Annotated in this window: 17 protein-coding genes and 1 tRNA gene; 4 read left to right on the top strand and 14 right to left on the bottom strand. The window is 34.2% G+C overall.

Annotation, left to right across the window (positions count from 1 at the left end):
* Positions 1-565: 565 nt before the first annotated feature.
* The 4 genes from nth to icd all read right to left on the bottom strand — a co-directional run bounded on the left by nth (position 566) and on the right by icd (position 3,903).
* The gene (gene nth / locus AAE962_RS01165) at positions 566-1,204 is read right to left on the bottom strand and encodes an endonuclease III (protein ID WP_343289231.1); all 639 of its coding nucleotides are present in this window, start codon (positions 1,202-1,204) and stop codon (positions 566-568) included.
* 21 nt (positions 1,205-1,225) lie between these two features.
* Positions 1,226-1,726: a hypothetical protein gene (locus tag AAE962_RS01160; protein WP_343289230.1), complete on the bottom strand. Its 501-nt coding sequence runs from the start codon at positions 1,724-1,726 to the stop codon at positions 1,226-1,228.
* Positions 1,727-1,988: 262 nt separating this feature from the next.
* Positions 1,989-2,402 (bottom strand): hypothetical protein, encoded by a 414-nt coding sequence (locus AAE962_RS01155; protein WP_343289229.1) that lies wholly within the window; start codon positions 2,400-2,402, stop codon positions 1,989-1,991.
* Positions 2,403-2,484: 82 nt separating this feature from the next.
* Positions 2,485-3,903: an isocitrate dehydrogenase gene (gene icd / locus AAE962_RS01150; RefSeq protein WP_343289228.1), complete on the bottom strand. Its 1,419-nt coding sequence runs from the start codon at positions 3,901-3,903 to the stop codon at positions 2,485-2,487.
* Between the two features lie 137 nt (positions 3,904-4,040).
* Here icd and AAE962_RS01145 point away from each other — a divergent pair, with 137 nt between their 5' ends.
* Both AAE962_RS01145 and AAE962_RS01140 read left to right on the top strand, forming a co-directional pair.
* The gene (locus AAE962_RS01145) at positions 4,041-4,532 is read left to right on the top strand and encodes an RDD family protein (RefSeq protein ID WP_343289227.1); all 492 of its coding nucleotides are present in this window, start codon (positions 4,041-4,043) and stop codon (positions 4,530-4,532) included.
* Positions 4,533-4,581: 49 nt separating this feature from the next.
* Positions 4,582-5,031, top strand: a complete 450-nt coding sequence (locus AAE962_RS01140; RefSeq protein ID WP_343289226.1) for an RDD family protein — start codon at positions 4,582-4,584, stop codon at positions 5,029-5,031.
* A 58-nt stretch (positions 5,032-5,089) separates the two neighbouring features.
* Here the strand turns inward: AAE962_RS01140 and purD are convergent, their stop codons facing one another.
* Both purD and serS read right to left on the bottom strand, forming a co-directional pair.
* A complete protein-coding gene (purD, locus tag AAE962_RS01135; protein ID WP_343289225.1) occupies positions 5,090-6,361 on the bottom strand; it encodes a phosphoribosylamine--glycine ligase in 1,272 nt (423 codons plus the stop codon).
* Positions 6,362-6,394: 33 nt separating this feature from the next.
* Complete coding sequence (serS, locus tag AAE962_RS01130; protein ID WP_264336778.1) at positions 6,395-7,675, bottom strand: serine--tRNA ligase; 1,281 nt, start codon at positions 7,673-7,675, stop codon at positions 6,395-6,397.
* A gap of 136 nt (positions 7,676-7,811) precedes the next feature.
* Between serS and AAE962_RS01125 the strand changes: the two genes are divergently transcribed.
* Both AAE962_RS01125 and dusB read left to right on the top strand, forming a co-directional pair.
* Complete coding sequence (locus AAE962_RS01125) at positions 7,812-9,320, top strand: hypothetical protein (RefSeq protein ID WP_343289224.1); 1,509 nt, start codon at positions 7,812-7,814, stop codon at positions 9,318-9,320.
* Between the two features lie 7 nt (positions 9,321-9,327).
* Positions 9,328-10,278, top strand: a complete 951-nt coding sequence (gene dusB / locus AAE962_RS01120; RefSeq protein ID WP_343289223.1) for a tRNA dihydrouridine synthase DusB — start codon at positions 9,328-9,330, stop codon at positions 10,276-10,278.
* A 34-nt stretch (positions 10,279-10,312) separates the two neighbouring features.
* On the opposite strand, the gene AAE962_RS01115 is transcribed toward dusB, so the two are convergent.
* The 8 genes from AAE962_RS01115 to AAE962_RS01080 form a co-directional block, all read right to left on the bottom strand.
* The gene (locus tag AAE962_RS01115) at positions 10,313-18,832 is read right to left on the bottom strand and encodes a DNA-directed RNA polymerase subunit beta/beta' (RefSeq protein WP_343289222.1); all 8,520 of its coding nucleotides are present in this window, start codon (positions 18,830-18,832) and stop codon (positions 10,313-10,315) included.
* Between the two features lie 58 nt (positions 18,833-18,890).
* Complete coding sequence (gene rplL / locus AAE962_RS01110) at positions 18,891-19,292, bottom strand: 50S ribosomal protein L7/L12 (protein ID WP_343289221.1); 402 nt, start codon at positions 19,290-19,292, stop codon at positions 18,891-18,893.
* A 26-nt stretch (positions 19,293-19,318) separates the two neighbouring features.
* On the bottom strand, positions 19,319-19,837 hold the full coding sequence (gene rplJ, locus AAE962_RS01105; RefSeq protein WP_006014692.1) for a 50S ribosomal protein L10: 519 nt from the start codon (positions 19,835-19,837) through the stop codon (positions 19,319-19,321).
* 12 nt (positions 19,838-19,849) lie between these two features.
* Positions 19,850-20,503, bottom strand: coding sequence for a 50S ribosomal protein L1 (rplA, locus tag AAE962_RS01100; RefSeq protein WP_343289220.1), 654 nt, complete (start codon positions 20,501-20,503; stop codon positions 19,850-19,852).
* A gap of 4 nt (positions 20,504-20,507) precedes the next feature.
* Positions 20,508-20,948 carry a 50S ribosomal protein L11 gene (locus AAE962_RS01095; RefSeq protein WP_343289219.1) on the bottom strand — a complete coding sequence of 147 codons (441 nt, stop codon included), beginning with the start codon at positions 20,946-20,948 and terminating at the stop codon, positions 20,508-20,510.
* 2 nt (positions 20,949-20,950) lie between these two features.
* On the bottom strand, positions 20,951-21,787 hold the full coding sequence (gene nusG, locus AAE962_RS01090) for a transcription termination/antitermination protein NusG (protein WP_143689748.1): 837 nt from the start codon (positions 21,785-21,787) through the stop codon (positions 20,951-20,953).
* Positions 21,777-21,977 (bottom strand): preprotein translocase subunit SecE, encoded by a 201-nt coding sequence (secE, locus tag AAE962_RS01085; RefSeq protein ID WP_241653945.1) that lies wholly within the window; start codon positions 21,975-21,977, stop codon positions 21,777-21,779. The genes nusG and secE overlap by 11 nt, the downstream gene beginning before the upstream one ends.
* A gap of 19 nt (positions 21,978-21,996) precedes the next feature.
* Positions 21,997-22,069: transfer RNA gene (locus AAE962_RS01080), tRNA-Trp, on the bottom strand.
* Position 22,070 lies beyond the last annotated feature (1 nt).

Genomic DNA, 22,070 nt, shown 5'->3' with positions numbered 1-22,070 from the left:
TTGTTTTTGATCTACGCAGATTCAATGACAAAATTCAGTAAAAAACTAAGATGTTTATTGGCAAATTACATAAAATTATAGCGGCTGCATGTCTTTTTATTTTTTCTACATTCAGCCAAATCGCGCTTGTTAGCACATTATCAATTTACATTATTAAAACTCGCTATACGGGGATTCTTTTGTCTTTTTTAAATTAGTTAATGTCTTAATATTTGTAACTAAAAGAGCAGCGCGTGGCTCACAGCTGTACGAACATTTTGATTTGGGCTAAAAAGAGGGTGTCATGCGAGTAGCCCCTTAGGCGTCATCCCAATGCGTGACACTGGAATTCAGAAATTTTTGAGCACAAAAGAGGCCATCTTATGGTAAGTTTTTGTTGGTAAGAAAGGATGGATCCCAGTGTCAAGAACTGGGATGACAAGAAGGAGAGTACCCTGATGATATTCCACCATGTCACTCAAGTAGCTGACACTGGAATCTAGAAAAAAAAGAACCAATATCTGGGAACTGTCATCATAAAGGAACCAACTTGAATGATAAAAGGAAGGAATATCGGAGTAGTGTGCTAGACTTTATACCTCTTGCATTCAAACTCACATAAATCATGAATTGTGCACGCTTCACACAAAGGTTTTTGTGCCTTGCAAATGTATCTACCGTGTAAAACTAGCCAATGATGAGCATAAAGTAGGTATTTTTTTGGAACAACATTCAAAAGAGATTGTTCTGTTTTAAATACATCTTTTTCTTTCACAAGCCCAGCTCTATTGCTTACTCTAAAAACATGAGTATCAATTGCCAATGTTGGAATACCAAGCCCTGAATTTAAGAACACATTAGCGCTCTTTCTCCCAACCCCTGGTAAAGATACCAAATCATCGAAATTAGTAGGCACTTTGCTATTGTACCGCTCAATCAATATTTTACTGAGCCCGATTATATTTTTTGCTTTGGAATTATATAAACCAATACTGCTTATGCATTTTCTCAGCTCACTTTGCCCAAGATTCAACATCTTTTCTGGCGTATCAGCGATACTAAATAGCTCCTTTGTAATTTTATTAACACTTATATCGGTCGTCCGCGCTGACAGAACTATTGCAACTAATAACGTAAAATGATTGGTATAATTTAGCTCTATTTTTGGTGTAGGATTTGATTGCTTGAATTTTTCAAATATCAGTTCTACTTTTTTTGAGTCCATGCATAGAGCTAAAAGCTTATACTACACTGTTTGTTGTGTAAATCCAGTTTCTTGAGGTTTAAATTGCTGCTCAGTGTTGACATCAGACACATTAGTGTTCACTTCATCAAAATTCCTCTCAGCAAATTCACTTGCCACTTCTGCAAAACACTTTCTAACAAGAGGCATGATAATTGGCATTAACAGTTTTCGTGGATCATACCGTCCTAACAGATCAGTTTCCTTTTGCACTCTATCTTTTTGATCCTCTTCTAGTAAATCTTTTGTGTGCTTGTCGGCATATATTTCACAGCCTTTTGAGAAAATAAGAGCTAACGCTTCAATTAATACTGCCAATAACAATAGTGGACCAAGTATAGCTCCACCAACAGTTAATCCATTAGCAATGAAATTTGTTGTAACTAAATAAACATAAAAAGCAGCTAAAGGATAGTTGATAAGAAGTTTACTGCTTAGTTCGATATAGCTCATTTTACTTGTGAATTCATCAGTGGAAATTTCTGAGTTTTTATACTTCTCCATATAATAATTTACTAATGAACCAATGACTTTATTACAAATGATATTAAATGCTATGATCCACCATGAAAAATAGCAACCTACAGTAACTGTGGTTAATAGCCTTAAAGGCAGAAAACTTATTTTTGGGACAAGCAGTAGAAAATTTTTATACTCTATAAATTTCAATGCTAATTGTTTTTTATCCTCATCTACTAGATCCTTTTTGTTCCCTAGAGGAGAAATATAAGAGCGTAATTGCTCAGTATCATCATTAGCACAACCCTCATAAAGTTTTTTTTTGCAATATAGAATTCAATTTTTCGTAATCCCCACCTATAGCTTCTTCACCAATCCCTAGTGTACTAAATAGCTTCTTCCTATAGTGAAACTCTCTTGCCGTTAAACGGCCATCACTTTCAGCATCAACGCTAACTTTAACACAAGGATTTCCTAATTCTAAAGGCTCAATATATTTTTTTAGCTCTTGATAAGCTTTATAAATTCGATCAAATCTATCTTTGTCTCCACCTTTGTCAGGATGATTTACAAGAATTAACTTCTTATGCTGCTTCTTCAAAGTTGCGCTAAGCTCTTCATAATTCTTGTCTACAACTTGCTCAGCTTTTATTTCTAATACTTTAAACAGGTCAGCGTTATCATAAAACTCCTGATTAGTTAACTTAAAATGTTGATTCATTACTGTGCCTCACATAAATATACCATGCTATTAGCATACTACATTTTGTATTTTACACAGGCATAAACATGTTTAACTCTCATTAAGAGAAAAAACCCTCTTTCCCATCGTATAAATACAATTTGTCCATTCTCACTACATCAAAATTATGTTCCTCAAATTTGACTAGCAAGTTATTCACATCACTATTTGTAATTTCATTATTTGCAATGAACCTGCAGGTTATTTGTTCACTTGAAGACTTTGAGCCTCCTGGCCAAATTGCAAGTCCTTTTGAGTATATTGCTATCATTTTCAGATTACTCGATTCAAATAACCTAACTATTTGATCAAAATTGTTGGATTTGTCCCAGGCAAGCGTTATATCACTACCCACTAGCTTTTTAACTTTGTAATCTTGTTCGTAATTGTATTGTACTTTATTTATTTTACTATCCGAATCACTGCTAATTATAAGCTCAGATAACGTTGTGGGTTTTTTCCCTAGATTATCTATAACAGCCTCTGCAAATTCTTTTGTACCAACTTTCTGTTTACTTTTTTTCTCTTTATATAAATCAGCAGTATGTATTCCATCCTCCAAAGTCTTCAGCCACGCATCATAAATTAGTTTTGCAGTAGCAGCTTTACCTATGTAAATTAGCATATGCACTGCAGCATTTAAAAGACCAGAAGGATTAGCTATATTTTTTCCTGCAATATCAGGAGCAGAACCATGCACTGCTTCGAACATTGCATATTCATTACCTATATTGCTACTTCCAGCGAGTCCTACAGATCCAGAGGTTTGTGCCACTATATCTGATAATATATCCCCATATAGATTCTCAGTTACTATAACATCGAAATTCTCAGGCTCTGTAGCAACTTTTGCCATTCCAATATCAACTATATAATGTTCCGCCTTTATATCCGGATATTCTTTTGCAATACGATCAAACGCTGCATGAAAAGCGCCGTCAGTCATTTTCATTATGTTGTCTTTAGTCAGGCAAGTTACTTTCTTTCTGTTGTGTTTTTTCGCATATTCAAAAGCGTACCTGCATATTTTTTCTGAGCCAGATCTAGTAATAATTTTAGTGCATTGGTACGAGTCACCAGTGAGCCTATGCTCTATTCCGGTGTAAACGTCCTCTTCATTTTCACGTATTACTACAATATCAAACTTATCAAATTTATTCTCTATGACAGGATGATATGAAATGCATGGTCTGATATTTGCATACAACCCTAGATTTTTTCTGAGTGCAACGTTCAAGCTTTTGTGGCCTTTACCTTGCGGAGTTGTTGTTGGAGATTTGAGTAATATCTTTGTCCTTTCGATAGATTCCCAACCACTCGGAGAAATTCCATGAGACCATTCCTTACTATAAACACGCTCCCCTATTTCAATAATATCTATTGAGATCTTCGCTTCTGCTTCACGCAATATCGACAGCACCGCTTCCATAATTTCTGGGCCGATACCATCGCCATACGCAACTGTGATTGGTGTTGACATAACTTCCTTAACTGTAAATGATTTAATGTTAATTCAAATAATATAGTGGCACAAGCAGCTAGTACTGTACAAGTTGACGTATTTACAGTTATTTAATAACATGTTCTTATGTCAGTTAGTAATGCGGTTGGGGTTGTATGGATACTAAAATAAGCTATGCAAGAGTTACGAGACGCATTTTTGCATTTGCGTTTGATCATATTTTATTAACGGCGATAAAGTATTTTATTGGATTTAACATTGGATGTACCTTAGGTACTTTAACACCCAATGCGGTTAAAATAATTTCAGACAACGCAACAATTCTTAATGTAACAGAGCTAATATTGGCATTAGCATTTTATGCATTTACGATAATAGAATTCGGCGGAACTCCGGGACAATTATTGCTTCGTATGCATATAAAAGACAAAAATACACTTGAAAAAATCACTATAACACAAACAATAATCAGAACAGGAACTTTTGGATTGTTATATTTTATAATTTTTTATACAATATTGAGTATTTCTAGTCTATTTATAATTTTACCAATTATTATCATATTGTTTGCAACATTTGATAAGCATAAACAGTTCCTTAATGACAAAATTGCAAAAACAGTAGTGATAGACTATAAACCTAGTTGATGTTTTTCTTTATAGGTAGTACATAGATAAAAAAGTAAACTACTCAACGATGATAAGACGTACTCTAGCATTTATAGTTGATTGTATTTTATTTATCGCAATACCATTTGGTTTAATGGCGGTGGGTTTCTCACTTACACACGCAATACAAGGGATCATGGGTGCAATAATTGTAATCACCACGATTGTATTTTCTTTATTTTTAATGATACCATGTATATTTCATATATTCATGCTAGTAAAATTTGGCGGCACTCCAAGACACTTGTTATTTAGCATGCGTGTAAAAGACAAAGATACATTTGAGTCAATCACTACAATGCAAGCAATGAAAAAGACTATAGCTCTTTTTATAATTTATCGCATATCACTTTGTAATCCCATTTTATTCTTAGCTATACTAATCTTAGTTTTAGTATATGTAGTAGGTGATGAACATAAACAAGCTTTTCACGACAAAATTGCAAACACGGTAGTGATAGATTATAAACCTAGTTGATGTTTTTCTTTAGTTTACTGCTTGCAAAGTGACTTTTTTCGTTTCTGCATGAGCTAAATTAACTACCAATATCATACCTGAAGAACCCACCTGACCATTCTAGAAAATTTAATGCTGAGTACACTTTACTTTTAGCTTCTTCCAGAGTGTTTCCTTCTCCTACTATATTTAGTACCCTTCCGCCATCGGAAATCCAATTACCATTTTCATCTAGCTTAGTACCAGCATGAAATACTAGCACTCCAGGAATGTTTTCAATTTTATCTAATCCTTTAATTACCTCTCCTTTTTGATAATCACCAGGATAGCCTTTACTTGCAACGACTACACAAACTGTAGTTTTGTGATTAAACTCCACCATTTTTGTATTTAACTTGCCTTCTGCAACTGACAACATCAACTTTAGCAAATCACAATTTGGATCAAGTCTAGGTAACATAGATTGTATTTCCGGATCCCCAAACCTAACATTATACTCAAGAAGCTTTGGACTATCTTTGCAAATCATTAAACCAGCAAAGAGTACTCCTTTATAGGATGTTCCCATGTTAGTCAGTGCTTGAATTGTAGGATATATTATTTTTTGGATAATTTTTTTCTCCATCTCCTTACTTATAATCGAAGGTGATGAGTATGAACCCATGCCTCCAGTATTTTGTCCCTCATTATTTTCACCAACTCTCTTGTAATCTTTTGCACACCCAAGGGTTACTACCTTCAACCCATCAATAAGAGCAAAAAAACTTACTTCCTCTCCAATTAAAAACTCTTCTATGATTACTTCTTCACCTAACTCACCAAGATTTTTCTCCACTAGCATTGAATCTATTGATGAAAAAGCCTCATTTTCTGTGTGGCATATTATGACACCTTTCCCTGCTGCAATTCCATTTGCTTTAATTACAAGCGGCAATTTTATTTTATTACTACGGACAAAATTTTTAGCTAACCTTTCATCAATAAAACGTTCATACTTGGCGGTCGGTATACCATATTGTTTACATAGTTCCTTCGTAAAAGACTTTGATGCCTCAAGTTTTGCAGCTGCTTGACTTGGAGCAAAAACGTTTATCCCCTCCGCAGTTAAATCATCAGCAAGTCCATTAATTATCGGTTGCTCTGGACCAATAATTACTAGTTCTATATTTTCTTTCTTGCAAAATTGTGTAACATCCACTGAATCTTGAATATTTATATTCACAAGAACTCCAAAATTCTCCATGGCCGGTCGACCAGGAGTAACATATAACTTAGTCAAGATAGGAGACTTCTTTAGAGCCCAAAGTAAAGCATGCTCACGCCCACCAGAACCTATAACCAAAACCTTCATCTTTATTTCCTCGCTTTTCTATATATGTCAAAATTATTGTTTGCTTATAACAGTATCATTACTCATGTATCTTTGCAACACGTTTGGTATTGTAACTGACCCATCGGAATTTTGATAATTCTCCATTATGGCAACAATTGTTCTTCCTATGGCTAAAGCTGAGCCGTTTAAAGTGTGAACGTATTTTTTTGTTTTTCTGTCATTTTCTAAGAAGTATTTAGTGTTCATTCTTCTTGCCTGGAACGTACCGCAATTTGAGCAGCTTGATATTTCTCTATATTTATTTTGCTCAGGTAACCATACCTCTATGTCATAAGTCTTTTGTGCAGCAAAACCCATATCGCCACTGCAAAGTAGCATTACTCTGTACGGTAATTCTAGTTTTTTTAATATCTCTTCGGCAACACTAGTCATACGTTCAAGCTCGTCTTTTGACTGGTCTTCAGTTGTGATGCTTACCAACTCCACTTTACCAAATTGGTGTTGCCTTATCATACCTCTTGTATCTCGTCCTGCACTGCCAGCTTCTTTACGAAAACATTCTGAATATGCAGTAAAACGAATAGGCAGTTCTTTTTCTTCTATTATTTTGTCAGCAACTAAATTTGTTAAAACTACTTCACTTGTGGGAATTAATCTTAATTTATCGGTAGTTAAATATGAGTCATCAGAAAATTTTGGTAGCTGACCAACGTTATACATCGCCTCGTTTTTCACCAGGGCTGGGTGATACACCTCAGTATAGGCAAATTCATTAACATGTGTTTCCAGCATAAAATTTATTAATGCTCGTCCAAGCTTAGCTAACTGTCCTTTTAATATTGTAAACCTTGATCCAGAAATTTTTGCTGCTTGTTCAAAATCCATCAAGCCTAACCTTTCTCCGAGTTCATAATGAAATTTTGGTGTAAAATCAAATTTTCTTCTCTCTCCATATTTTCTGATTTCTACGTTAGAGCTCTCATCTTCACCTATTGGCACGTTTTGTGCAGAGATATTTGGTAAGTTAGATAAGATATTCATTAAGTTATCTTTCTCCGTTTGCTCTTTTAAGCTGATTGCTTCTATCTCATTTGTTATGTTTCTTGACACTTCTACCTCATTTTCACAGGAGCTTTTGTTCATTTTAAGCCTCTTTATTTCTTCCGTGATCTCATTGCGTTGCTTATTTAAAGCTTGCAATTTAGTAGTCAGTGATCTTTTTTTATGGTCAATCTCTAATATTTCTTCTGTAGTAAATTCTTTCACCCCTCTGCTTTTTATTGCTTTTTCAAATCCTTCAGGGTTTTTGCGTATATGTTCTATATCATGCATATGTTGTGCTATTACTAACATCATTACTGTACTTCAAAAGCTTTTAATGCTCAATATTTTTACATATAAATGCTAATATTGATTTTACCTTCATAATTTGCTAGAATTAGTTAACGTAGTATTCATAAAATATAACATGTTGGGCATCCGAGAAAAGTACAATACATTTAAAGAGAGTACTCACTTCACTAAACTTAAGGCTAGTGGAAGATTTGCTGTCTACGCTTTTTGTATATATTTGGCTACTACATTTACCATTGGCTGTTTGGGATTGATAATAGGATCTTTCCTCTTAACCTTACCACTTGCTATGCTCATCTCCAACCCTATAGTTTGGATTTTAATGGGAATAGTGCTTACAGCAACATACAAGATGGTTATTGAACCTTTATTTTACTTGGTAAAAGATTATGTTGATGAAAAAGGAACTGTAAAGAAAGAAAAGAGTCCAAAAGAGCAAAAATTCACAAGAAGTAAATCACTGGATAGTGGACTAGATACTATATCAAGACAAACAAATGATTCGGATAAGAGGGTACGTAGAAATTCCTATTCTCCATCTACAGATAGTGGTATTGCACCAGGAAGTGAACCTGCCTCAAGTAACAATAGTCGTAGAAATTCTAATGCTTCAGGAGATAGTGGTTTGGGTGGCAAGGAGCTTCATGAAGATCTACAAACTCTTATGCATCAGACAAATCTCAAAAAGTATGATTACTTGTTGCGGCAACATGATATTGCCCATATTGCAAGAGTGGAATATGGATATTCAGAAGCCTCTACGAATGATGTATTTTTCTCTATCCCTGGTGACGTGAACTCGTTAAACGAAAGGTTAAAAGAGTATAAAAGTGAAGTAGAGAAGGAAAATTTAAAGAAAACATTTACTGCTGTTGTTAATATAGGTAATTATCATTGGGTAACATTAGTCGTTACGTATGAGCCAACAAATAAACAGTTTAGAGCTTACTATTGTGATTCATTTGGCACTCAATTACCAAGTAAGATTGATGGAGCAGTAAAAGATAATATAATTCTTGCTAATGAGATCACTGCGAAATGTGTGGAGCCTTTAGGCAATGAAATCGGAGATTTGATACGGGAAAAAGAAAATAATCCAGATAATATTAGTCTTAAGGAAAAAAAGGATGATGTCCAAGAAACATTGAATTGTGCAAGAAAAGATAAAAACAAATTAGTTAGCAAGCAAATTAATGGTGATTATATAGTAAGCATAATGCAGGAAACGTTGGAGATAGGAAATGATGACAACATAAGAAGCTCACCAACCAAGCAGCAAGAAGATAGCTGTAATTGTGGAATATTTGCTTTAGAAAATGCTCATATGATTACGCAAATGTTCAACGAGAATAAATCATTTGATGAAATTGACAGAGAGTTGTCAAAGTACAAGCCTAATCCAGAACAATTGCAAAAGAAGAGAAGAGAGTTTACAGAAGCGCTTATGAAGGATGAAGAGTGGAAAGAATCCATTGCTGAAGGTGTAATTTTACACGACACTCTACAGCAGCTTAGTCTTGAAGATAGTAAGAAAGAGGAAACACAACCTGCCACAAGTTCATCTCTGCAAGATGCTATAATAATGGCTTATAACAGTTTCAAAAATACATTTTTTAGCAACTAGAAAGCCTGTGTTTCTCCAAGTAGGAAATCTAACTATTGATTCTCCAGTTATTTTAGCGCCAATGTCTGGAGTGACTGACTATCAATTTAGGAGTATTGTAAAGAAACTTGGTGCAAGTTTGCTAGTCTCAGAAATGATTGCAAGCATAGCTATGATCATGCAAACTCGCCAGAGCATGCAAAAAGCAAAAGTCGATGAACTAACCGCTGTACAACTTGCTGGTTGTGAGCCTGATGTTATGGCGGAAGCTGCAAAGTTAAATGAGGGCATGGGTGCAAAAATCATAGATATAAATTTTGGTTGTCCAGTTAAAAAAGTTGTAAACGGTTACGCAGGGTCAGCACTTATTCGTGATGAAAAAAAGGCTGCTGAGATAATAGAAGATGTAGTCAAGGCAGTGAGTGTGCCAGTTACAGTAAAAATGCGTACTGGATGGAATGACGAAAATCGTAATGCTCCGCGCTTGGCAAAAATTGCAGAAGATTTGGGAGCAAAGATGATTACTGTACATGGAAGGACAAGGGAACAGCTTTATAATGGTCAAGCAGATTGGAAATTCGTGAGAAATGTTAAAGAGCAGGTAAAAATTCCAGTTATAGTAAATGGAGATATTAAGAGTTTGAATGATGTTCAAAGTGCACTTAAAGAATCTGGGGCAGATGTAGTAATGATAGGTCGTGGTGCTTACGGCAAACCTTGGCTGATTAATCAAGCAATAAACTTTTTGAGTGGAAATAAAGTTTCTGAGCCAACAGCCTCAGAGAGATTAAGCATAATACTCAAGCATTATGACAGTATTCTTGAGTACTATGGAAGCGATACAGGAATAAAGATGGCCCGCAAACATATAGGATGGTACAGTAGCGGGCTTCAAAACTCATCTGAATTTCGTGTAAGAGTAAATAACATAATAGACAGCACAGAGGTGAAAGAAAATATAATTGATTTTTTTAGTTAAAAACAGATTAAACATACTACCTCATTAGCTATATTCAACTTGACTGATCATAGTGCGATGCCACCACACTCTCTTCTTCATCAGAATGTAATTGATAACTATTATCACTCAGCAATTTTTCGTCATAAGTCTCAATATCAAAATATTTTTCATATTTATCTATATTTTCACAAAGCGAAAGTGCTTTCACCTTATTCATAACTAAACCCGTACCAGCAGGAATTAATCTTCCTACTATAACATTTTCTTTTAACCCACTCAAAGGATCACTCTTTCCACAAAATGCTGCTTCCGTAAGTACTTTTGTTGTTTCTTGGAAAGAGGCAGCAGAAATAAAGGAATTAGTTTCAAGGCTTGCTCTAGTAATTCCCTGCAGAATAGGAAGATAATGAGCAGGTCGTTTTCCAGAGTTATTCATAGCATCATTTTCTCTATCAATTTCCAGCCTGTCGATATTTTCTCCAATTAAGTACATAGTATCACCAGGATCTGTAATTTCTACTTTTTGTAGCATTTGCTTTAAGATCACTTCTAAATGCTTGTTATCTATGCGCACACCTTGCAATCTATAAACTTGCTGTATTTCAGAAATCACATAGTGTGCTAACGCTTCTAACCCAAGCACACGTAAAATATCATGAAGATCAGGATCGCCATCCATCAATAAACCACCTTTACGCACAAAATCACCTTCATTGACTATTACATGCTTACTTCTTGATACTAAATACTCAACTGGAGAAGCTTGCTCATCTACAGGTTTAATTACTATACTACGTTTTCCTCTACGATCTTTTTCAGAGAATGTTACATAACCGTCTATTTCACTAACGATAGCATGCTCTTTAGGACGACGTGCTTCAAATAACTCTATCACCCTTGGTAAACCACCAGTAATATCACGAGTTTTAACTGACTCTCTTGGCGTTCTTGTGATAACATCACCTGCATGAACTTTTTGTCCATCCTGTACATTAAGCACTGCACCAACTGGTGTGAAGTAACATGCTTCCACACCACTTGCAAGTGTTATTACTTTTTCATTATCATCAAGCAGTGCAATACGAGGACGTAAATTAGCTACACCAGAGTGCAATTTCCAATCTTTTACTACTCTATTTGATATTCCTGTAGATTCATCCATCACTTCAGTGATCGAAATTCCATCTTTTAAATCCTGGTAAGATATTGTACCACTCTTTTCCGTAATAATAGGTAGTGTATACGGATCCCATTCCGCAACTTTATCACCAATTTTTACTAACTCACCTTCATTTACATAAAGTTTAGCACCATAAGGCACACTGTGCTTCAATTTTTCACTACCAAGGCTATCAATTAAGATGACTTCACAGGAACGGCTTATAACAACTTTATTTCCGTTTTTATCTATAATTATATTACTGTTGTTTAATTTTATTCTAGCGTTAATAGAAGCTATAATATTTGAGGATTCAATACCTCTAGTCATTACTCCACCTATATGGAAAGTACGCATCGTTAACTGAGTACCTGGCTCTCCAACAGATTGAGCAGCGATAACACCAACTGCTTCACCTATTGAAACAATTTTACCAGTTGCAAGGTCTCTTCCATAACACAAAGAACACACACCAGGACTTATTTCACAAGTTAAAGGCGATCTAATTTTTATAGCATCAAGACCTGCAATGTTGATTTGCTTTACTTTATCTTCATCAATTAATTCCCCTGCTTTTAATAATAACTCTTTGGTTAATGGGTTATATATATCATTTGCAGCTGTTCTACCCAGTACAACACTCTCTAGAGATGCAACTATAGTATTCCCTTCAACTATAGCTCTTACAATAAGGCCATTTTTCGTTTTACAGTCATGTTTTATAACTATGCAATTTTGAGATACATCAACCAAGCGACGAGTTAAGTATCCAGAGTTTGCAGTTTTAAGTGCAGTATCAGCTAAACCTTTACGCGCTCCGTGAGTAGAATTAAAGTATTCAAATACATTCAATCCTTCGCGAAAATTAGAAATTATAGGTGTTTCTATAATTTCACCAGAAGGTTTGGTCATTAACCCTCGCATTCCTGCTAACTGCTTCATCTGGGAAGTAGAACCTCTTGCACCGGAGCTAACCATCATATATATTGAATTGTACTTACTATTTTCATCATACACAGATATCGCTTTTAACATATCATTCGCTATTATATCTGTGCACTTAGACCACTCATCTATAACTTTATTATACCTTTCACTTTTAGTGATTAGCCCGTCTTGATACTGTGCAGAGAATTTCTTAATTTCACCCCTTGTATAGTTAACGTGTGTAGCTTTAGTTTCAGGTATGACCATATCGCAACGACTAAAAGAAGTACCAGAAAATGTAGCATACTCAAAGCCAAGTGTCATCAATTTATCAGAAAATATCACTGTAGCACTTTGACCGCAGCTACGATATACTAAATCAACTATACTAGTTATTTCCTTAACTGTTAATACCTGATTTATTAAATCGAAGCTTAGATTCTCATGTTTAGGAAAAATCTGCCATAATATTAAACGTCCAGGAGTTGTACAAATAGTTTTATACTGAATGTTTCCATCGCTATTGATGTATTCCATTTTGTACTTTATATGAGAATGAATATGTAGAGTACCGTTGTTTAAGGAATGCTCAACTTCACAAAAAGCACAAAAAAGTAGTAAATCATCCTCCTTAAGTTGCTGTAAAGTTAGGTAGTATATACCAAGCACTATATCTTTACTAGGAACTATAATCGGTCTTCCATTAGAAGGACTTAAAACGTTATTAATTGACATCATCAACACTCTAGCTTCAAGTTGAGCTTCCAATGAAATTGGCACATGTACTGCCATTTGATCACCATCAAAGTCAGCGTTAAATGCTGTACAAACAAGTGGATGAAGCTGTATTGCTTTACCTTCAATAAGGACTGGCTCAAAAGCCTGAATACCAAGCCTGTGTAGCGTAGGCGCTCTATTTAGCAAAACAGGATGCTCTTTTATTACTACTTCAAGCATATCCCAGACTTCTGGCTTTTCTGCTCTTATTAACTTGCTAGCATATTTTATAGTTGGAGCCATTCCATATATTTTAAGTCTTGAGTAAACAAAAGGTTTGAATAACTCAAGAGCCATTCTTTTCGGTAATCCACACTGATTTAGTTTCAAAGTTGGACCAACAACTATTACAGAACGTCCAGAGTAGTCTACCCTTTTTCCTAAAAGATTCTGACGGAAACGACCTTGCTTTCCTTTCAGCATATCGCTAATAGATTTTTTATATCCAGTAGCGCCAGCTTTATTTACCAGAGCATTACGACGACTATTATCAAAAAGAGAATCAACTGCCTCTTGTAACATTCTTTTCTCATTACGAATCATAATCTCAGGAGGATTTAAACTTAATAATTTTCTCAATCTATTATTCCTATTAATAATAGTTCTATAATGATGATTTAAATCAGAAACTGCAGGTCGACCACTTTCAAGCGATACCAAGGGACGCAAATCAGGTGGTAAAATAGGTATAGCTGTAAGTATCATCCACTCAGGTCTGTTTCCAGACTTGATAAAATTTTCAACAATACGTAATCTCTTTATAATTTTCTTTCTTCTTATTTCAGAAGAAACAGATTCTAACTCCTGTCTTAAATTCTTCCTAATTTCATGTAAATCAAGGCGTGTTAGCAATTCTCTTATAGCTTCAACACCTTTCATAGCTATAAAGCTATCGACCCCATAGCTATCTTTAGCTTCATTATAAGCTTTCTCACTAATAATTTCACCTTTTTCAAAAGAGGAAACAAGAGGATCTATTACAACATAATTATCACTATATAAAATACTTTCGATATCTCTAAGAGACATATCTAATAATGCTCCAATTCTTGAAGGAAGTGACTTCAAAAACCATATATGAGCAACAGGAGATGCAAGCTCTATATGACCCATTCTTTCTCTTCTTACTTTAGAAGATGTAACTTCTACTCCACATTTTTCGCATATACGGCCCCTATGTCTTCTTTTTTTGTACTTTCCACATAAACATTCATCATCATTGACAGGACCAAAAATTTTAGGACAAAATAATCCACCTTTCTCAACTTTGAATGTACGGTAGTTTGCAGTTGAAACATCTGTTATCTCTCCATAAGACATACGTTTAATACTTTCAGGGCTAGCAATGGAAATGCTAACCTCATTAAAAGATTGTGCGATATTAGTGTGAGATATATCTTCAATTACTATGTCATTTTGCTTCAAATCCACATTAAAACACAAGGAACGCAACTCTTTTATCATGACATTAAAGGATTCAGGAATTCCACATTCAAAGTTACTGTCACCTTTTATTACCGATTCATAAATCTTAACCCTGCCATTAATGTCATCAGACTTCACAGTTAACATTTCCTGCAAAGTGTAAGCAGCACCGTAGGCTTGTAATGCCCAACATTCCATTTCACCAAAACGCTGACCACCAAAATGAGACTTTCCTCCAAGAGGTTGTTGAGTAACCAAACTATAAGGTCCTACTGAACGCGCATGAATTTTACCATCTACTAAGTGATGCAACTTAAGCATGTACATGTAACCAACTGTAACTTTGCGATCAAACTTCTCACCCGAACAACCATCATATAATACAACTTGCCCAGAGTTATCCAATCCAGCAAGTTCAAATAGCTTTACTATTTGTTCATCTTTTGGACCTTCAAATACAGGTGCAGTAACAGGAATGCCATCACGCAACTTATGCGCAAATTCAATGAGGTGATTATCATTAATATCACGAATATTATTACAAATAGATAAATTACCGCCACAACTATAAACCTCAATCAGGAAGTGACGTAAACTACTGTGTACATCTTTACAAGAGTTAAAATAATTCTCTACTAATGTAGTCAATTCATTATTTAATTCATCCTTATTAGGCGTATCTAAAATAGAAGCCGTTATTTCATCATCATTAATATCCTCACATTTTTTATTATCAAGATATAATGCTGCAAATTTTACAAAATCATCATCACTGAGAGATCTAATTCCCTCACAAAAAGCACGTTTGATTTTATTGATCTCATCAAGAATATTGCCTACTTTTTCTCCTAATTTTTTACAAGCCCAACCTACATGCGTTTCCAATATTTGCCCTACATTCATTCGTGAAGGAACGCCAAGAGGGTTAAGAATAATATCAATAGGAGTACCATCTTCTAAATAAGGCATATCTTCTACTGGAACAACTCGAGAAATCACACCTTTATTTCCATGTCTACCAGCCATTTTATCCCCTGGCTGCAAACTATGTTTTACAGCAATAAAAACTTTTACTGACATCGATACACCTTGAGGCAGATCATAACCTTCATGCAATTTTTCTATTTTTTGCTTAAAGTTTGCTATTGCATGTGATACTTTTTCATCAAAATCTTTTTTTAAGCTCTCAACTTGCTTAGAAATAGATTGGTTTTTCAATCCTATATCCCACCATCCCTCACGTTCAATAAAATTAATACTTTCTCGATCTTGAGAGCCAGAATTAATAAGAATTTTTCTTAATTCATCATAGAAATATTGATTAATAACATTGATTATATGGTCCCGCTCTTTCTCAAAATCATTTACCTCTTTCTGCTTAATAAGAAACGCCCTTTCGTTTTCTTCTTCCCCTCTGCGTGTAAAGACCTGCACATCAATCACTATCCCTTCAATATCTGGAGATGTATATAAAGAGGAATCCACACAATCAAATGACTTTTCACCAAAAATTGTCATTAACAATTTTGTCTCAGGAGGCAATGAAAGAGAATGCTTAGGTGTAACTTTCCCCACCAAAATACAACCTGGACCAACTCTTGTACCAACCTTTACTATACCACTATCATCCAAGTGATAAAGATTTTCTTCATTAACACCTGGTATGGCACGAGTTATTTTTTCCGACCCTAAAGGAGTGTCATGTACAACACATTCAAATTCTTCTATATGAATAGAAGTAAATAGATCTTTTTTAACAACTTCACTAGAAATAATGATTGAGTCTTCAAAATTATAACCTTGCCAAGACATAAAAGCGACTAGCAAGTTTTGGCCAAGTGCCAATTCACCGTTATTAATAGCAGGACCATCAGCTATCACATCACCTTCCTTAACACAATCACCTACATGCACCAGTGGTTTCTGGTTAATACAAGTATTATGGTTAGAACGCTGAAATTTTCTTAGATGATAAATATCTACATCCAAGTAGTTAATTCCTACTTTGTCAAAAGCACGTATAACTATAGAGTTACTATCTGAGCTGTCAACTATGCCACCACGTTTTGCTAAAACTACAGCACCAGAGCCAGAAGCTACGAAAGATTCCATGCCAGTAGCAACCAAAGGAGCAGTAGGCTTCAATAAAGGTACAGCTTGACGCTGCATATTTGAACCCATTAACGCTCTATTAGCATCATCATTTTCTAAAAATGGAATTAAAGAAGCAGCAACCGATATTACCTGCTTAGGAGATAAATCAATGTAACTTACTTGATTACTATTTACCATTACAAAGGTACCAGCATACCTACAGTATAACATATCATCAACAAAGCAGTTGTTCTCATCAAGCTTTGCGCTGGTATCGGCTATATAATATAAACCTTCATCTATAGCAGACAGATACTCAATTTGATCAGTAACAACCTTATTAACTACTTTCCTATAAGGACTTTCAATGAACCCATATTTATTAATACGAGCGTATATAGCTAAGCTGTTAATTAAGCCTATATTCTGCCCCTCAGGAGTTTCAATAGGGCAAATTCTTCCGTAATGAGTTGGATGAACATCACGCACTTCAAATCCCGCCCTCTCTCTTGTTAAACCACCAGGACCTAACGCTGACAACCTTCTTTTATGTGTTATTTCAGATAATGGATTAGTCTGATCCATAAATTGAGATAATTGGGAAGAGTTGAAAAAATCTCTTAAGACATTGGTTAACACTTTTGGATTTATAAAATCAGATGGAGATACCTTATCTAAACTAGAAGTAGACATAGAATCAACTACTGCCCGTCCCAATTTTAATAATCCAGTCCTAAATTGATTTTCTATAAACTCTCCAACTGAACGGACTCTTCTATTTGCTAAATGATCAATATCATCTACAGATCCTTGACCATCACGTAACAATACTATTTTTCTTACAATTTCAATAATGTCTTCATGTGTTAAAGTAGTTAAATTTTCCTCATAATTTAACCCAAGGCAAGAGTTAAGTTTTAATCTACCAATGTTAGACAAATCATAATATTCCGGACTGAAGAAAAGATTACGAAAAAACTCCTCTACTATCTTTAAAACAGGAACTTCACCTGGACGAAAAACCTTATATATTTCATATAGAGCGTTCTCATAAGACATGTTTTCATCTAAGAAAAGTGTGTTTAATATGTAAGGTCCAACAGAAACATTATCTATGTTTAACACTGATATTTTATCTATAGATAATAATTCAAGCTTTTTTATATCCTCTAATTTTATAGATTCACCAGCAGATAAGATTTTTGTAGAACTAGCACTATCTATTAAATCTTCTGCAAGAAATAAACCACATATAGAATCATAAGGAATTAGATACTCTTTCAACCCGTTATCATATAGATTTTTAGCTAATTTTGAAGTAATACGAACATTAGCTTTAAGTAACACATTACCTTCAACATTCTTTAAATCAAAATGAAGCCTCACTCCCTTCAATTTATCAGGGAAAAAAGGTACTTTCCAGCCACTTTTATGTTTTATATACTCTATTTTTTCATAAAATTTATTAAGTATGTCATTATTTGATAAGCCTAAAGCCTTTAATAAAACTGATATTGGCAACTTTCTCTTTCTATCAATACGAAAATACAAATGATCTTTAACATCAAACTCAATATCAAGCCAAGAACCTCTATAAGGAATAACTCTAGCAGAATAGATCAATTTGCCAGAATTGTAAGTTTTTCCCTTATCACTATCAAAAAACACTCCAGGAGATCTATGCATTTGTGAAACGATAACTTTCTCTACGCCATTGATGATGAAAGTACCTTTATCAGTCATCATAGGCAGTTCACAAAAGCGAACCTCCTGCTCTTCAGCAGATTTTATAACAGTTGCAAGCTTAGAATGATCATCATATTCTTTAATCTCTTGATATTTTTCAAGAGAAACACCATCCTGCATAATAACAAGACGTATAGAAGCAATAACCTGAGCAGAAAAAGTTATACCACGTTTTATACATTCAGATTCACTATACTTAAGATCATCTACCCTACAATTCAAAAATTCGATAGTAGCCCTATGCAAAGGATCAGATATTGGAAAAATTGTATGAAAGATAGCTTCAAGTCTTTCATTACTCTCATTATTAGGAGTAAAGGAATTATATGACCCCTTTTGGACTTTAACCAAATCCAACAAAGAATCTTTTAAATCAATCGACCTGGAATAAGAAACTCTAGGAACAAAAGCACTAGAAGCACACATATAAGAAGAATCAACCATTAAAATACCTTCACTAATTAAAAGAGCTATATCAACATAAAATTAATATACTAACATTTTATTCAAGCTCAACTTTAGTTGCTCCTGCTTCAATAAGTTTTTGCTTTATTTTTTCTGCTTCGTCTTTAGAAACATTAGCAGTCAAATCTTTGGGTAAAGACTCAACTAATTCTTTCGCTTCTTTTAAATTCAATGTAGAATTAACTTCTCTAATAGCTTTAATCACTCCTATTTTTTTGCTTGCATCAATCTCTTTGATTACAACTTTATATTCAGCTTTTTCTTGAGCAACAGGAGCAGTAGCATTATCACTAATAGGCACCCCAGCACCAACAGCTCCACCAAGAAAAGAACCTCTAGGCAACCCTATTTTTTCTTCTAGAACCTTTACAAGTTCAGAAGCCTCTAATAGATTTAAAGATAATATTTTATCAACCAAATCACTTGTTACATTATTCATACTTACCACCTTATTTAACAACAAATTTATTTTTTAGAACTACAGTAATCCAAAACTCTCATAAGCCTCATAGAAGATGAATTAATAGACAATGCTAACCTAGCAGGAATATCATAAGATATTAAACGCATAATTTTAACACGCAATTCATCCAAAGAGGGAAGCTTAGCCAATTTGTTAACATCTTCCACTGTTAACAATTCATTTATATGAGCCGCACAAATCACAGACATTTTTTCTTTGTTAGCATTAATAAAATCAACTATTAACTTTGCAGCTTCTACTATAGCGCTAGAGTATATAATAGCAACAGAACCAGAAAATTTATCTGATAAATAAGAAAATTTACCAGTCCTTTCCAAAGCCAAACAAGCTAGAGTATTTTTAACTACTAACATCCCACCCATTACAGATTTTAGACTATTCCTAAGAATTAATGAATTGCTAACATTCATAGACTTGAAATTTACCAATATTAAGAAATCATTATTTACAAACACATTCATTATGTTTTGTATAAATTCATCCTTATCTTTACGCTTCACAACTTCGCTCCCTTAAATTATATCTTCTACTTTGTTTATTTTATGAGCTTTACCCATAGTTGAATTTAAAAAGACGCTTTTAAAGTAAACTCCTTTCACAGAAGCAGGTTTATTGTCTCTAATTACTTTAAGAAAGGCTTTTAAATTTTCCAGCAAATCATCAATATCAAATTTAATACTTCCTAATTTACCATGAATAACCCCATTTTTATCCGTCCTGAATTTTATTTGACCAGACTTAATGGTTTTAGTAGCTTCCGCAATGTTATAAGTCACAGTACCAAATTTAGGGTTAGGCATCAGCCCTTTAGCACCCAATACTTTTGCAATAGGAGTGATTTTTGCCATGAAATCAGGAGTAGTGATGCACCAATCAACATTCAACTTTCTATCTTTTTTTATCTCTTCAACTAAATCTTCTCCTCCTGTAATATCAGCACCAGCTTTTTCAGCTTCTAATAAATGTTTATCTTGAGAAAAAACAGCTACTTTAATATTCTTTCCGATACCTTTAGGCAAAACTACTGTACCACGCACCTGCTCTTCAGATTTACGTGAATCTACACCTAAATTGACTGCGATATCAACTGATTCATTAAATTTTGCTGAAGCAGACTCAACAATCTTCTCCAAACACTGCTTAGAATTATCATTATATGTACTCATTTACCTAACCTTCCACAACTTCTATACCCATAGATTTTGCAGTGCCTATAACCATCTTCACTGCTGAATCTTCATTATCCACTTTCATATCAACCATCTTACACTTTGCCACTTTAATGATAGCAGACATAGATAATTTAGCCACTAATTCTTTACCAGAATTACCAGAACCTTTACTTAATTTAGCTTCCTGCTTAAGCAAATAAGCCACAGGCGGACCGCTGACAGTAAAATCATGAGAGCGATCATCCTTTATGGAAATTCTCACTGTTACTAAATCACCTACTTTATAACTATCGTTAGCAGCGCTAGTAGCTTTATTAAAAGCTTCACAAAATTTAGGAACAGGTATACCACGCGGGCCAAGTACTGAAGCAATTTTCGGTCCTGGAACTGCTTTCCCAGCTTCCATAAGTAAGTTAATCTTAGCAACTATATTACTCATAATTAATCCTCTATTTTCTCTACTTGAGCCAAATCAAGCTCTATTATTGTTGGCTTACCTAAGATTGATACTTCAATATTAATAATTTTTTTCTCGTCATTTACCATATCTACCTTACCAGTAAAATTTTGAAAAAGACCATCATTAATTTTTACTTTTTCACCTTTCTCATAACCATAACTCAACTTTTTCGTTTCTTGAGCATTGTAAAGCGCACTACACATTGAGCGAATCTCATTATCCTCAATCACCTTTGGAACATTACCATTTTTCAAAAATCCATAAACCTTAAGAGATTTTGGTATATTATTAATAAAATTTAATACCTCATCGCATAAATTCATGTATAAAAAGACATAACCAGGAAAGGACTTCCTTCGTTTAGCATTTTTTTTAGATTTTAAATCCATCTCACTTAATTCTTCACAAGGAATAAAAACCCTATTAAAATAATTATTAATATTCAATCTCATAGAATTTTCTAATATATATTGGCGCACTTTCTCTTCATAATTAGAGGCAACTCTTAAAATGTACCACTTATATCTATTAAATTCCTTACGTTTTAAAATTACCTCATCATCTGAAATCATCTCAAAATGACCAGACTCATCACCACAAAACCCAGTCATTTGATTCAAAATATTTTTGCTTTCATCACACAGATGCATACATATATATACTTCACATAACTCTTTTATATCAGATTTTACATCACATACTGTCTGATAAGGAACAAACACCTCCTTAAAGTAAACAGTATTGGTTGCCAACTCGCATATATCCTTCTCATACCCGTAATCGACTTTAATGATATACCATTTATACTTATATTCCATAAATAATTCCAAATAAAGTCTTAATTACGTAAAGAGACATAAAATCTACGAAGCAAAAGAAAATCGAAAAGCATAATATAACAATTATTACAGTAAACAAAGATGACAATACCTGCTGTTTCTTTATCCAAGCAATTCTCCTTATTTCTTGCTTTATATCGCAAAAAAAAACATACAGGTTTTTTAACATTTCTACCATAACATTAATGCAGGAGCGATAGGAATTGAACCTACAACCTCTGGTTTTGGAGACCAGCGCTCTACCAATTGAGCTACACTCCTA

It is taken from the genome of Wolbachia endosymbiont of Encarsia formosa, from assembly GCF_039540065.1.
In the GTDB taxonomy this organism is placed as follows: domain Bacteria; phylum Pseudomonadota; class Alphaproteobacteria; order Rickettsiales; family Anaplasmataceae; genus Wolbachia.
This window is presented reverse-complemented; position numbering and strand designations above follow the sequence as displayed.